15 protein-coding genes and 1 pseudogene are annotated in these 12,610 nt (G+C 63.5%); 12 read left to right on the top strand and 4 right to left on the bottom strand.

What is annotated here, in order from left to right:
* Window positions 1–80: 80 nt before the first annotated feature.
* Window positions 81–185 (bottom strand): annotated as a pseudogene (locus K288_RS54680) (IS481 family transposase); the annotation flags it as partial.
* Between the two features lie 715 nt (window positions 186–900).
* Between K288_RS54680 and K288_RS0111850 the strand changes: the two are divergent.
* The 3 genes from K288_RS0111850 (at window position 901) to K288_RS0111840 (ending at window position 3,072) form a co-directional block, all read left to right on the top strand.
* A complete protein-coding gene (locus K288_RS0111850; RefSeq protein WP_027579756.1) occupies window positions 901–1,269 on the top strand; it encodes a YciI family protein in 369 nt (122 codons plus the stop codon).
* Window positions 1,266–2,543, top strand: coding sequence for an RNA polymerase sigma factor (locus K288_RS0111845; protein WP_027579755.1), 1,278 nt, complete (start codon window positions 1,266–1,268; stop codon window positions 2,541–2,543). Before K288_RS0111850 ends, K288_RS0111845 begins: the two co-directional genes overlap by 4 nt.
* A 115-nt stretch (window positions 2,544–2,658) precedes the next feature.
* Window positions 2,659–3,072, top strand: coding sequence for a VOC family protein (locus tag K288_RS0111840; protein WP_027579754.1), 414 nt, complete (start codon window positions 2,659–2,661; stop codon window positions 3,070–3,072).
* Window positions 3,073–3,136: 64 nt separating this feature from the next.
* Here K288_RS0111840 and K288_RS0111835 read toward each other — a convergent pair whose 3' ends face one another.
* Window positions 3,137–3,586, bottom strand: coding sequence for a hypothetical protein (locus K288_RS0111835; RefSeq protein ID WP_027579753.1), 450 nt, complete (start codon window positions 3,584–3,586; stop codon window positions 3,137–3,139).
* 212 nt (window positions 3,587–3,798) lie between these two features.
* On the opposite strand from K288_RS0111835, the gene K288_RS0111830 reads away from it, so the two are divergent.
* A complete protein-coding gene (locus K288_RS0111830; RefSeq protein WP_027579752.1) occupies window positions 3,799–4,368 on the top strand; it encodes a histidine phosphatase family protein in 570 nt (189 codons plus the stop codon).
* Here the strand turns inward: K288_RS0111830 and K288_RS0111825 are convergent.
* Window positions 4,365–5,153: an SDR family oxidoreductase gene (locus K288_RS0111825; protein ID WP_027579751.1), complete on the bottom strand. Its 789-nt coding sequence runs from the start codon at window positions 5,151–5,153 to the stop codon at window positions 4,365–4,367. The two genes, K288_RS0111830 and K288_RS0111825, sit on opposite strands and share 4 nt — an antisense overlap.
* 161 nt (window positions 5,154–5,314) lie before the next feature.
* On the opposite strand from K288_RS0111825, the gene K288_RS0111820 reads away from it, so the two are divergent.
* The 8 genes from K288_RS0111820 (at window position 5,315) to K288_RS0111785 (ending at window position 11,065) form a co-directional block, all read left to right on the top strand.
* Window positions 5,315–5,968: a glutathione S-transferase family protein gene (locus K288_RS0111820; protein WP_027579750.1), complete on the top strand. Its 654-nt coding sequence runs from the start codon at window positions 5,315–5,317 to the stop codon at window positions 5,966–5,968.
* The gene (locus K288_RS0111815; RefSeq protein WP_027579749.1) at window positions 5,969–6,346 is read left to right on the top strand and encodes a nuclear transport factor 2 family protein; all 378 of its coding nucleotides are present in this window, start codon (window positions 5,969–5,971) and stop codon (window positions 6,344–6,346) included.
* A 256-nt stretch (window positions 6,347–6,602) separates the two neighbouring features.
* On the top strand, window positions 6,603–7,016 hold the full coding sequence (locus K288_RS0111810) for a YciI family protein (protein WP_027579748.1): 414 nt from the start codon (window positions 6,603–6,605) through the stop codon (window positions 7,014–7,016).
* A gap of 105 nt (window positions 7,017–7,121) precedes the next feature.
* Complete coding sequence (locus K288_RS0111805; RefSeq protein WP_027579747.1) at window positions 7,122–7,541, top strand: YciI family protein; 420 nt, start codon at window positions 7,122–7,124, stop codon at window positions 7,539–7,541.
* A 41-nt stretch (window positions 7,542–7,582) separates the two neighbouring features.
* Window positions 7,583–7,948, top strand: coding sequence for a YciI family protein (locus K288_RS0111800; protein ID WP_027579746.1), 366 nt, complete (start codon window positions 7,583–7,585; stop codon window positions 7,946–7,948).
* 196 nt (window positions 7,949–8,144) lie between these two features.
* Window positions 8,145–8,840, top strand: coding sequence for a TetR/AcrR family transcriptional regulator (locus K288_RS0111795; protein ID WP_027579745.1), 696 nt, complete (start codon window positions 8,145–8,147; stop codon window positions 8,838–8,840).
* 133 nt (window positions 8,841–8,973) lie between these two features.
* A complete protein-coding gene (locus tag K288_RS0111790) occupies window positions 8,974–9,471 on the top strand; it encodes a DUF2852 domain-containing protein (protein ID WP_027579744.1) in 498 nt (165 codons plus the stop codon).
* A 622-nt stretch (window positions 9,472–10,093) separates the two neighbouring features.
* The gene (locus K288_RS0111785; RefSeq protein ID WP_051334479.1) at window positions 10,094–11,065 is read left to right on the top strand and encodes a hypothetical protein; all 972 of its coding nucleotides are present in this window, start codon (window positions 10,094–10,096) and stop codon (window positions 11,063–11,065) included.
* A 206-nt stretch (window positions 11,066–11,271) separates the two neighbouring features.
* On the opposite strand, the gene K288_RS0111780 is transcribed toward K288_RS0111785, so the two are convergent.
* The gene (locus K288_RS0111780; RefSeq protein WP_027579742.1) at window positions 11,272–12,345 is read right to left on the bottom strand and encodes a tartrate dehydrogenase; all 1,074 of its coding nucleotides are present in this window, start codon (window positions 12,343–12,345) and stop codon (window positions 11,272–11,274) included.
* Between the last annotated feature and the right edge of the window lie 265 nt (window positions 12,346–12,610).

Below are 12,610 nucleotides of genomic sequence, written 5' to 3'. Positions count from 1 at the left end.
ATCAGAGCATTTTCGAGCGAAGCATGCCTCCTTGATCCCCGGGGACACCGTTCGCGCGAAGAAACGCGTCAAGACAACATCTACGTGTTTAGCCCCAAAAGGTTGTTCCCGGTCAGACCGAATCTGCCGATCGGTGGCTTTGAGCCGATACTGCCATGAGGGCGATGCCAATTGTAGAGGTGCAGATGAATTGAATAGCAGTCGATCACCAGGTCAACGGATGCTGGAGACCAGGGCGATGATCAGTCCGGCGAGGTGTCATCATGCATGGCATGGCTCCGTGGCTCGAGGGAGCACTCGCCGCCGCTTTGCGTCGGCCCGGTCGATGAGCTTTTTACGCCCTGCGTTCAGCCACAGCATCCGTTCTTCGACGGATCGTTGTATCTCGGAGTGTCGTCGTAGTGGACCGGCGGCCGAGGCGTGGCACCCCACGAGCGAATGACACCGTCGGCATGACCGTGATAGTGCACTGGATGACGTGCGGCAGCCGGTTGTAGAGTCAAGACAACGCCCATCACCGCAAGTGCAACTCGCATCCTCACCAGTTGAAAAGGCATCTCCAACCTCATTGTAGTCAGTGAAGCCGATGCGTGGTTGGCAGCAATCTTTGGCTTGTCGCGCTTGAAGCGATCTTGCCGGAACGGCAATACCGTAGCCATCCAGCCGCGCGATGAGACGCTTCCCCTTGTCTGCTTTGTCTCGGCGATCAAGTTGCGCGAGATCATATCTCAAGCTCCAACGTGAAAACAACTATAAATTGAATAAACGAAAAATGCATTCAATGGTCTCTGCCTATTCTGCAGGTGCGGTCCGGAACTCACGCCTCCTCAAAATTTCTTCTAAGCGGTGTCGGCTGCAGGCATAATCGTTCGTCTTGAACACAACGGAGATGCCTAACGCATGCTGTATGCCATCCTTTGCTATCACGACGAGGACATGGTCGGTTCCTGGACCAAGGAACAGGACGCCGCCGTCATGAAGAAACTTTCTGTCGTGCAGGAGAAGCTCGCCCAGCAGGGCCGGCTTGGGCCGGTAGCGCGGCTGTTGCCGACCACGGCGGCGACCACGCTGCGGAAGGACGATCCGCCGCTGGTGCTGGACGGTCCCTTTGCCGAGACCAAGGAGCAATTGCTCGGCTTCTACGTTGTCGACTGCAAGAACCTCGACGAGGCGCTCGACGTCGCGCGCGACCTCGGCGCGGCCAATCCGGGCGGTGCCTATGAGATCCGCCCCGTGGGGGTTTTCAACCCGGGGAGTGTTCAGACATGACCGATACCGCCTGGATCGATGCCGCGCTGACCTCGGCGCGACCCCAGGCGGTCGGCGCGCTGCTCCGCTATTTCCGCGATCTCGATCGGGCGGAGGAGGCGTATCAGAACGCCTGCCTGCGCGCGCTGAAGAGCTGGCCGCAGAACGGCCCGCCGCGCGATCCCGCGGCGTGGCTGATCATGGTCGGCCGCAATGTCGGGATCGACGAGGTCAGGCGCAGCCGCAAGCAGGAAGCGCTGCCGGACGACGACCAGGCGATCTCCGACCTTGACGACGCCGAGGACGCGCTCGCCGAACGGCTGGACGGCTCGCACTACCGCGACGACATCCTGCGGCTGCTGTTCATCTGCTGCCATCCCGATCTGCCGCCGACGCAGCAGATCGCGCTGGCGCTGCGCATCGTCTCCGGCCTTTCGGTGAAGCAGATCGCACGCGCGTTCCTGGTCGGCGAAGCCGCGATGGAGCAGCGCATCACCCGCGCGAAGGCGCGCGTGGCCGAGGCGAACGTGCCGTTCGAGGCGCCGGGCGCGGCCGAACGCAGCGAGCGCCTCGCCTCCGTCGCGGCGATGATCTATTTGATCTTCAACGAGGGCTATTCGGCGAGCGGCGACACCGCCGAGATCCGCAGCCCCCTGTGCGAAGAAGCGATCCGGCTGGCGCGGCTGCTGCTCCGGCTGTTCCAGGGCGAGCCGGAGATCATGGGGCTCACCGCGCTGTTGTTGTTGCAGCACGCCCGTGCCGCGGCGCGGTTCGATGCCGATGGCGCCGTGATCCTGCTCGAGGACCAGGACCGCCGCTTGTGGAACCAGACCTTGATCGCCGAGGGGCTGGCGCTGATCGACAAGGCGATGCGCCATCGCCGCAGCGGGCCCTACCAGGTGCAGGCCGCGATCTCGGCGCTGCATGCGCGCGCGGAAAAGCCCGAAGAGACCGATTGGAGACAGATCGACCTGCTCTATGGCGCGCTCGAGATCATGCAGCCCTCGCCGGTGGTAACCTTGAACCGTGCGGTTGCGGTCTCCAAGGTGCGCGGGCCGGAAGCTGCGCTCGAGATGATCGAGCCGCTCGCCCAGCGGCTACAGAATTATTTCCACTTCTATGGCGTTCGCGGCGCCTTCCTGATGCAACTCGGCCGGAACGACGAGGCCCGCGTCGCCTTCGACCGCGCCATCGCGCTCGCCAATACCACCGCGGAAGCCGCCCACATCCGCATGCATCTCGACCGCCTGATCCGCGACAGCCAGCCGTGCGGCGTCAAGTCGTCGAAGAAATAATTCTGCGATCTTTGTCGGATAGGGGCTTCTCCGTTCGTCCAGGGAGCATGATCCGGCCATGCTTGGACAACAAGATCGTCGACGGCGACAGTGGCATCAACCCAAGGAGCAAGCGATGCAAGTCAATCCCTATCTGTTCTACAACGGCAATTGCGAAGCGGCGCTGAAATACTACGAGAAGGTGCTTGGTGCGAAGATCGAGGCGATGCTCACCCATGAGCAGGCGCCGGAATCGATGCCGGTTGCGCCGGACTGGAAGAAGAAGATCATGCACGCCAGGGTCACGATCGACGGCGAGATCCTCATGGCCTCGGATTCGCCGCCGGAATATTTCCACAAGCCGCAGGGTTTCGCGGTCTCTCTGACAGTGCAAGACCCCGCCGACGGCGAACGCAAGTTCAAGGCGCTCGCGGAAGGCGGCACCGTGACCATGGCCTTCACGCCAACCTTCTGGGCCAAGGGTTTTGGCATGTGCGTCGATCAGTTCGGCATCCCCTGGATGGTGAACTGCCCCGCCGAAGGGATGTAAGCGACGCTGTGGCCGTAGGGCCGTAGGGTGGGCAAGGGCGCGCAAGCGCCGTGCCCATTCCCGTTCACCGGCACCGCGGATAGATCGCCGAGAGCTCGCGCCCGCGTAGCAACAGAAGCCGCGACGTCAATCCGCCGTGGCTGACGATCCAGCCGCGCACCCGCGTCGGATAGGCCTCGAGCACCGCCTCGGAAGCCTCCGGCTCGGCATAGAAGCGTCCGCTCTTGTCGACCGAACGCGCGGCATGGAAGCCGAGCACTGCGCGCCGCGTCACGCAGATGCGATCGTTCGGAACCATGGAGAGCACCAGCGTGCAGGCCGACAGGCAGGGTCCGTCGATCACCACGCGCTCGCCGGAGGCGCGCACGCGCTCGAACAATTCGATGAAAGGCTCGACCTGTCCGCCCGGGCTTGCCAGGATGCGGACCTCGGCACGCGCGAGCGAACCCGCTGCGAGCAGCGCCGCTGCGATCAATGCCGCCTTGATCACCGCCCTTGACGTCGCTCTTGGCATCCGCGGGGCTCCCTGATCGTTCCCTTTGCATATTTAACGACGGCGCATGCGGCAAGATTTTGTCATGCGCGCGCGCCCGAGCCGCGCATCCGCGGATCGTTATCGCCCTCGGGCAAGTCGCGACAGCAGGCGCAGATGTCGTCTAGAGTGGCCCGTGCATGCGATTCCCTTGCATGATGCTGCTCGCCGCGCCGCCGGCCCAGGCTTTCCAGATGAACATCGAAACCAATCTGTGGCTGATACGGCACGCCCCGGTCGACGGGCCGAAAGGGGTCATTCATGGCCCGGACGCGCCAGCCGACCTCGGCGACGAAGCGGCCCTTGCCGCGCTGAAGGCGAGGCTGCCGCAAGGCGCGTTCGCGATCTGCAGCCCGGCGCGCCGCACGCGCCAGACTGCGGCCGCGCTTGGGCTCACCGCGGCCGAGAATGCGGCCTTTCGCGAACAGGATTTCGGCGCCTGGACCGGGCGGCGCCACAACGATCTCGCGGCCGAACTCGGCGATGCCTATCAGGCGTTCTGGCGATCGCCGGCGAACAATCGGCCGCCCGGCGGCGAAAGCTTCGTCGACCAGATCGCGCGCGCGAAGCAGGGGCTTGCGACGCTGCCGGCGGGCGATGCGGTGCTGGTCGTGCATTCCGGCACGATCCGCGCGGTGCTCGCGATCGCGCTCGACCTTCAGCCCGGAAACGCCTTGCGGTTCGTGATCGATCCGCTCTCGCTCACCCGGATCGACCGCCTGGCCGATGGCTGGCGCGTCGTGGCGGTGAACCAAAAACCCTAGCCGTTTCGCCCTTGTCCGCGCAGCGTCGGCAATCCGATGCCGGCAGCATCGAAGCCGCCGTCGACGGCGAGGATCTGCCCGGTGATGTAGCTTGCGCGCTCACTGCTCAAGAAGAAGATCGCCTCCGCCAGTTCCTCCTCGAGGCCGTAGCGGTTGAGCGGAATCGCGTCGTGATAGTCGGCGCGGATCGCCGCCGTGTGCACGGCTTTTGCCATGGCCGTGTCGACCGGGCCCGGCGCCACCGCGTTGACGCGGATGCCGAGCGAGGCGAGCTCGACCGCGAGCTGCTTGGTCAGATGCGCGAGACCGGCCTTGCTGGTGCCGTAGGCCGAGCGCAGCGTCGAGGCACGCACCGCCGAGATCGAGGTGATGTTGACGATGGCGCCGCCGCCATGCTCGCGCATCAGCGGCGCGGCCGCCTTGGCGCAGAGGAATGGCCCGGTGAGATTCACCGCCAGGATCCGGCTCCAGTCCGCATCCGAGGTCTCGAGCAGCGGCGCGAATACCGCAACCCCGGCATTGTTGACGAGCGCATCGAGCCGGCCGAAGCGCTTTTCCACGGCGTCGAATGCCGCAGCGACGCCGGCGGCATCGGCGACGTCGCAAGGCAGCGCCAGCGTGCTCTCGGCCTGCTTGAGGCCAGTGACCGCCTCGTTCAGCAATTCGCGCTCGATATCCAATAGCGCCACGCGCCAGCCCTCGGCGAGGAATCGCCTGGCGGTGGCAAGCCCGATGCCGCGTGCGGCCCCGGTGACGAGCGCGACCTTCTCCGAAGATGAAGTCATGGATGTTCCAATGTTTTCCGATATTGGTTCCTGTTGCGCCGTCTACCCGACGAAAGCAAGGTCTGCGGCCGCGAAATAAATCCGGCGGCGATGTCGGGCGCTCTGGCCCTGCTTCGTCTTCCCTGTGGCGGCACGTTCGACCGCCGGCAACAGGAGTTTCCATGTCGCTCACGCTGCATTATCACCCGCTGGCGTCGTTCTGCTGGAAGGTGCTCATCGCCCTCTATGAGAACGACATCCCATTCGCGCCCAATCTGGTCGACCTCACCAATCCTGCCGAGCGCGCGGCGCTGTTGAAACTGTCGCCGATCGGGCGCTTCCCGGTGCTGCAGGACCATGCGCGGAACCAGGTCGTGCCGGAATCCAGCGTCATCATCGACTATCTCGACCGCCACTATCCCGGCCGCACCAAGTTCATTCCGGCTGAGGCCGACCTCTCCTGGCAGACCAGGCTGCGTGACCGCTTCTACGATCTCTATGTGCACCTCCCGATGCAGAGGATCGTCGGCGACCGGCTGCGGCCTGCGGAGAGCAAGGACCCGTTTGGCGTCGAGGAGGCGAGGGCGCAGTTGCTCGCCTCCTACCGCATCATCGACGAGCAGTTGACGCCCGGCGGCTGGGCGGCGGGCGAGGCGTTCACGCTTGCCGATTGCGCCGCCGCGCCGTCCTTGTTCTACGGCAACATGATGGTGCCGTTCGGGGACCAGCACGAGAATCTACACGCCTATTTCGAGCGCCTGAAGGCGCGCCCTTCCTTCGCGCGGGTGATGAAGGAGGCGGAACCCTATTTCAAGCTGGTACCGAAGGAGAGCTGAGTGTCATCCACGGATAAAGCCGAAATCATCCGCGCGATCTTCGCCGCCTACCTGGCGAACGACCGCCACCGCGTCGAGGCGGCCTTCACCGACGACTTCCATTTCACCAGCCCCTATGACGACGATCTGGACAAGCCGACCTATTTCGCCCGCTGCTGGCGCGATAGCGGCTGGATCGCGAGCCACGAGCTGGAACGGATCTTTGTCGAAGGCGACGAGGCATTCGTGACCTATCGCTGCGCGGCGAGGGACGGAAACAGCTTCCGCAATACCGAGTTCTTTGCGTTCGACGGCGACAGGGTAAAGCGCATCGACGTCTATTTTGGCGCGACCTATAAGGATGGCAAATTCGTCAAGATGAACGCGCCGGCTGCGTAGGGTGGGCAAAGCGTTAGCGTGCCCACCACCACGGGTGGAATGCTTGATGGTGGGCACGGCGCTGGCGCGCCTTTGCCCACCCTACGACATCCGCCCGCGCCCAATTGCCGCAATTACCTCCAGAATAATTTTGCAAAACCTGTCGGTGCGGCAAGACCCCGATCGTCTTATCTGGGAATGCCCTACGCAATCCTGGTGCAATCGACCCAGTCTACCAATGACCAATACAAATGACCCCCTAACGGAGCGCGAGACGATGCGATTCATGGTGATAGTGAAGGCCAGCCCGGACACCGAAGCCGGCGTGATGCCCTCGACGGAACTTTTGGCCGCCATGGGCAAGTTCAACGAGGAGATGGTCAAGGCCGGCGTCATGCAGGCCGGCGAGGGCCTGCATCCGAGTGCGAAGGGCGCGCGGCTGAGCTATGGCGGCGCTCAGCCCCGCGTCAGCCACGGGCCGTTCAGCCTAAGCAACGATCTCGTCGCCGGCTTCTGGCTGATCGAAACCAATTCGCTCGATGAAGCGATCGACTGGATGAAGCGCGCCCCGTTCGAGGACGGCGAGATCGAGATCCGGCAGGTTTTCTCCGCCGAGGATTTCGGCGAGGCATTGACCCCCGAACTGCGCGAGCAGGAAGAGCGCCTGCGCGCGCAGGTCGCCACACGATAACCCCCGCCGTCATTCTGGGGCGCGCGAAGCGCGAGCTACGATGTGCAATTGCACATCGGAGAATCCTTCAGGCCGCTGACCTCTACCCACCCAAAGGAACCATCCATGCGATTCATGATGCTGATGATCCCGCTCGGCTACGAGACCGCGCCGCCGAAGATCGACCTCGACCCGGAACGCGTCGCGGCGATGATGAAATACAACCAGGCGCTGAAGGACGCCGGCGTCCTGATCGCGCTGGATGGCCTGCATCCGCCGTCGGCGGGCGCCCGCGTCTCCTTCGCCACCGGCAAGCCTGTGGTCACCGATGGACCGTTCACCGAATCGAAGGAAGTGCTCGGCGGCTACTGGATGATCAACGTGGCATCGCGTGCTGAGGCGATCGAGTGGGCCAAGCAATGCCCGGCCAGCGAGAACGAGATCATCGAGATCCGCCAGGTGCAGGAAATGAGCGATTTCTCGGAGGAAGTGCAGAAGGCAGCCGCCGGCTTCGAGGAACTGCAGCGCGAGTCGGCACACCGTTGAGCCGCGAACCAACCGTCAATTCAACCCAAGGGAGAAGCACAATGAGCAGCAACGATACATTCCTCGCCGTCTATCTCGGCAGCATGAACGGCGCGCGAATGGCGGCCTGGCACGCGTTGCCGGAGGCCGAGCGGCGCGCCAAGGAGCAGCAGGGGATGGCGGCGTGGGGCGCCTGGGTCGAAAAGCACCAGAGCGTGATCGTCGAGATGGGTGGCCCGCTTGGCAAGACCAAGAAAGTCGACGCGAACGGCATCGCCGACATCACCAACCAGCTGACAGGGTTCACCGTGGTGCGTGCCGCCTCGCAGGAGGCCGCCGCCAAACTGTTCGAGAACCACCCGCATTTCGCGATCTTCCCCGGCGACTCCGTGGAGATCATGCCGGTGCTTCCGATCCCGGGCCGTTGATCTTGCCGCCAGCCCCGTAGCCCGGGTGAAGCGCCAGCGTAACCCGGGGCCGCTCGCAAAGGCAGACACAGCGGTCCCCGGGTTGCGCTTCGCTCCACCCGGGCTACGAACTCGGCCGAGGGCGCCGTTAATCTTGATGAACGCGACGCCCCGGCGCTAGTGACCTTTGCATCCAGCTCATGTAAGACCTTTTCACATGAGCTGGCGCAAGGATCAGCGCCGCGGCGAGCGCGGCTATCATCACGGCAATCTCAAAGAGGCGTTGCTGCAGGCGGCGCTCGATTTGATTTCGCAGAAGGGACCGGCGGGCTTCACCTTCGCCGATGCCGCGCGCATGGCCGGCGTCAGTCCCGCCGCACCCTATCGGCATTTCCGCGACCGCGACGAACTGCTGTCGAGCATCGCCCAGCGCGGTTTCGAGCAGTTCGAACAACTCCTGACACAGGCGTGGGACGACGGCCGTCCGGATACGATCACCGCGTTCGAGCGCGTGGGGAAAGCCTATCTCGCCTTTGCGCGCGAGGAGCCTGCGTTCTACTCGGCGATGTTCGAATCCGGCGTTCCTGTCGAGACAACGCCTGCATTGATGGCAGCAAGCGAGCGCGCCTTTGCAGTCATTCGCGCCGCCGCCGAGCGGCTTGCGGCTTTGGCGCCGCCCGGTGTGCCGCGTCCGCCGGCGATGATGATGGCGCTGCACATCTGGGCGATGTCGCACGGAGTCGCTTCGCTGTTCGGCCGCGGCGACGCCGCGCGTCGCAAATTGCCGATGACGCCGGAAGAATTGTTAGAGGCCGAAGTGCTGATCTATCTGCGCGGTCTCGGCTTCCCCACCGAGCGCAACCCCGAGCCGGTGGACGAAAAGCCCGCTGGCCCTTGGGGCAAACCGAAATAAAATTGCCGAAATAAAATTGCCGAAATAATTTTGTCGCACCCCCAGCGGGTCCGCTTGACTTTCGGATTGGATCGGCCAAGTATGTAAATGTTATTTACATTCACAACGGCGTGATGCCGTGATGGAGACGGAAATGGCCTACACCGCAGATGTCAATCGATGGCGCGGCCCCGTGGAAGAATCCTACCGCCCACGCATGTCTGAGAGCCCATGGCACCCCGGCTGGATCGCGGTGACCATTCTCGGCTTCATCATCTGGTGGCCGATCGGACTTGCCCTTCTCTTTTACACACTCGGGAGCAGAAAAATGGGTTGCTGGAGTCACCACGATCAGGATCGCTGGCAGAACAAGATGGAGCGGATGCAGTACAAGATGGATCGCATGCGCGACCGCATGGAGCGCCGTGGCTTCGGCTTTGGTTTCGGCCCGCCCTCGAGCGGCAACCGCGCCTTCGATGAATATCGCGCCGAGACGCTGCAGCGCCTCGAGGAGGAGCAGAAGGAGTTCAAGGAATTCCTCAGCCGCCTGCGTCACGCCAAGGACAAGGAAGAGTTCGACGCCTTCATGAACCAGCATCGGACCCGTCCGACTCCGCCGAACGAGCCGCCGCAGCAACCGCCGCAAGGCTAAGTCGCCGAACAGATTGAGTTAGCCCTCAGGCGATATGCCCCCAAGAAACCTGATGGCCCTGAGCCGCCCGTTTGCGAAAGCAGACGGGCGGTTTGGTTTTTTGAAGCAGTGGCATTTGAGACTTCCGTGGCCGCAATGATGCCGTCGTCCCGGCCTTGAGCCGGGACCCATAACCACAGGCATTGATGATGTGCGAAGCTGTAACCGCTTGCTCGTGCCACAACGCATTTCGGTGGTTATGGGTCCTGGCTTTCGCCAGGACGACACCGTCCCTCTTGCCAACAACGGCGCGCGATGCCAATCAAGTCTCATGGACGATTGCTTGACCTTCACTGCGTCGCGCTGGTGGCGCTCCGTTTAAGGAGCGGCACGTCGTCTTGTCTCATCAGCAAAACATGAACGAGTGCCGCCGCAGTCCGGCGGGCGCATGTTCTTATCTCAACAGGTCTCTCCGTGCTGCGGCTCCATTAAAGCGTTTTCGAGCGAAGTGGACGCCGGTTCGCATAGCAATCAAGTTTACGCAGATTGCGTAGACTTATCTGCGCAGAAAACGCGTCAAACAAAGGACCGAGAGCTTCGGTTCTGATGCAATCAGAACCGAATGGGCTCGAGGACAACGCCAATGCCTGTTGCCTTGACTGCTACCATCACCGCCATCGTCCGGCCGCTCGCATGGCTCGCCCGTCAGGGCACACGCGCCGTCGCCGCGCTCGTATTCATCGGCATCGCGATCCCGCCGCTCGGCGAAGCCTTGCGGCCCTTCGTCACCGAAGCCGTCTTTCTCCTGCTTTGCATTTCCTTCATGCGCGTGGACCTCTCCGCGCTGCGCCTCTATTTGCGCCGGCCCGCGATCGTCGTAGCCGCGACGGGATGGACGCTGCTGGCGGTCCCGGCGATGACGGGCGGCTTCTGGCTCGCGACAGGCTTGCGCACGGCTTCGCCTGATCTCTTCTTAGGCCTGATGCTGCAGGCGGTGGCTTCGCCGATGATGGCTTCGCCCTCGCTCGCGGCGCTGATGGGACTGGACGCCACGCTGGTGCTGATCACGCTCGTGACCGGCACCGCGCTGGTGCCGCTCACCGCGCCGCTGTTCGCCTATCTCTTCTTCGGCTCTGCCTTGACACTGTCGCCGGTTGCCCTCGGCGCAAAACTGTTCCTGATCTTGGCCGGCGCGCTCGCGGTCGCCGCGATCATCCGTTTGTTGTTCGGGCTTGCCGCCATCGAGCGCCACAAGGCGCCGATCGACGGGCTGAACATCCTGATCCTCCTGGTGTTCGTCTGCGCGGTCATGGGCCCGGTCGCGCCGAGTTTCTGGCATGAACCGCTCCTGGCGCTCGGGCTGACGCTGCTCGCCTTTGCGGTGTTCTTCGCGCTGCTCGCCGGCACCATGCTGGTGTTTCGCCGCTTCGGCATGGAGCGCGCGCTGGCCCTGGCCTTGATGGTGTCGCAGCGGAATATGGGGTTGATGGTCGCCGCCACCGATGGCGTGCTGCCGGGCCTGACCTGGCTCTACTTCGCGCTATCGCAATTCCCGATCTATCTCGCGCCGCAACTGCTCAAGCCGATCGTGGGACGGCTGACGAAGCCGCGGTAGAACTGTGCCGCCTGTTTCTGAAGCTGCACGCGCCGCACACCGAACTTCACCTCTCCCATAGGGAGAGGTCGGCGCGTAGCGCCGGGTGAGGGGTCACGCTCTCTCGATAGACCCTAACCCCTCACCCGGATTTCCCGCTGGCGCGCGAAATCCGACCTCTCCCATAGGGAGAGGTGGAAGCACTCGGTGCTGCAATTCACCGTCCCTCACACATTCGTCCCGTGAATCGCGTCGATCACGGCGTCCGTCACCTCTTTCGTCGTCGCTTTGCCACCCACATCTGGCGTCAGCACGCCTGCGGCGCAGACGCGCTCGACCGCCGCCATCAGCCGCGTCGCTGCGTCCTTCTCGCCGAGATGCTCCAGCATCTGCGCGCCGGTCCAGAAGGTCGCGACCGGGTTGGCGATGCCCTTGCCGGTGATGTCAAAGGCCGAGCCGTGGATCGGTTCGAACATCGAGGGGAAGCGCCGTTCTGGGTCGATATTGCCGGTCGGCGCGACGCCGAGGCTGCCGGCGAGCGCGCCGGCGAGATCGGACAGGATATCGGCGTGCAGGTTGGTCGCGACGATGGTGTCGAGGCTTTTCGGATTCAGCGTCATGCGCACCGTCATGGCGTCGACCAGCATCTTGTCCCACGTGACATCGGGGAATTGTTGCGCCACCTCGGCCGCGATCTCGTCCCATATCACCATGCCGTGGCGCTGCGCGTTCGATTTCGTCACCACGGTGAGCAATTTGCGCGGACGCGACTGCGCGAGCTGGAACGCATAGCGCATGATGCGCGTGACGCCGACGCGGGTGAAGATCGCAACTTCGGTGCCGACCTCTTCGGGCAGGCCCCTATGCGCGCGTCCGCCGGCGCCGGCATATTCGCCTTCTGAATTCTCACGCACGATCATCCAGTCGAGATCGCCGACGCCGACATTGCGCAACGGCGAGGCGACGCCGGGCAGGATCTTGGTCGGCCGCACATTGGCGTATTGGTCAAAACCCTGGCAGATCGGCAGCCGCAGCCCCCACAGCGTGATGTGGTCGGGCACATCAGGCGCGCCGACCGCGCCGAAATAGATCGCATCGAATGTCTTCAGCTCATTGAGCCCGTCCGCCGGCATCATGACGCCGTGCTTCTTGTAGTAGTCCGAGCCCCAGTCGAACGTCTTGAACTGGAAGGCGACGTCGCCCGAGCGTTGCGCCAGCGCCTCCAGCACGCGAATGCCCGACGAGATCACCTCGGGGCCGATACCGTCGGCAGGAATGGCGGCGATGGAATGAGTGCGCATGAGGAGTCTCCCGGGCATGATTTTGTCGGATGCGTAACCCACCATTTCACCTGCGCCAAGCCTCCCCCGTCATTCCGGAATGACGAGTGTCATTGGCGCGAATTTCCTCAACCCAATCAACGTGATTTGCCCCGTCCAGTCGGCTTGCGAAAAACATTCCGCTTCCGTCGTCGGGCAAATCAGCACTATGAATCCGCGCGTCTCATCCGAATGAGGGGCGGCTCGCGATCGTCACGAACGTTGCGGTGAGATGCGGTGGACGCAG

It is taken from the genome of Bradyrhizobium sp. Ai1a-2 (assembly GCF_000426245.1).
In the GTDB taxonomy this organism is placed as follows: domain Bacteria; phylum Pseudomonadota; class Alphaproteobacteria; order Rhizobiales; family Xanthobacteraceae; genus Bradyrhizobium.
Note: the sequence above shows the minus strand (reverse complement) of the source record. Positions and strands in the feature narration are given on the sequence as shown.